The sequence below is a fragment of the Pseudomonas sp. PGPPP1 genome (assembly GCF_002255865.1).
Lineage (GTDB): Bacteria > Pseudomonadota > Gammaproteobacteria > Pseudomonadales > Pseudomonadaceae > Aquipseudomonas > Aquipseudomonas cremoris.
The window spans coordinates 1-785 of record NZ_NKIG01000098.1 but is presented as its reverse complement, the minus strand read 5'-3'; the positions used below and the strand labels follow the sequence as shown (position 1 = coordinate 785).

Below are 785 nucleotides of genomic sequence, written 5' to 3'. Positions count from 1 at the left end.
ACCAATGGCCAAGCCCAAGGTGTTTTTCAGTTTCATCCGTTAAATCCCCATCTGGTGATTGTAAAGCAGTCCCACAAACCGGGGGACAACTCGGCGACAAGTCTAACAGAACTTGCCTACACGTAAGAGATATTTGCCACGCACTAAGTTTCAGTCTCGCCCGCAAATTTCTCACGTAATTTATCTAGAGCACGTTTGTAACGCATTTTTGTAGCACTCAAACCCATATGCATAATGTCAGCGATTTCCTGAAATTCCAGCTCTGCGACAAAACGTAGCACCAGAATTTCCCGGTCAATCGGGTTCACATGCACCAACCAGCGATCAAGTCCGCCCTTCTCCTCGGGTGCCGGCGTCTTCTCTTCCGACGCTTCCTCGAGGGGGTCCAGACTCAATGCGTCCATCAAGCGACGCTTTCGCCGTTCCTTCCGATACTGCGTGATGCACTCGTTGTACGTGATGCTATATAGCCATGTCTTGAACTTCGATTTGCCCTCGAAGTTCTTCAAGCCATACAGCACCTTGAGCATCACTTCCTGACAGACATCATCCGCATCTCTATCGTTCCCTAAATACCTTGAACAAACGTTGAACAGAGTGCGTTGATATCTGCGCATCAATTCTTCGTACGCGCGTGTTACGTGAAACAGCTCCGTGTGCGAGCGCGCGACCAACTCCTCATCAGAGAGCTCACGGGGGTCATAGCGCGTGGACAGCGTTTGGGCTTTATTCAAAACAAGTCGTGCCGACAGTCAGGTCAATGTCCGCTACAGCCCGGTCAGCCG

The 785-nt window shown here is 50.7% G+C and carries 1 protein-coding gene; it reads right to left on the bottom strand.

Annotated features, from left to right (window positions below):
- Positions 1 to 143: 143 nt before the first annotated feature.
- Positions 144 to 734: an RNA polymerase sigma factor SigX gene (sigX, locus tag CFE47_RS31325; protein ID WP_046382425.1), complete on the bottom strand. Its 591-nt coding sequence runs from the start codon at positions 732 to 734 to the stop codon at positions 144 to 146.
- Positions 735 to 785: the final 51 nt, after the last annotated feature.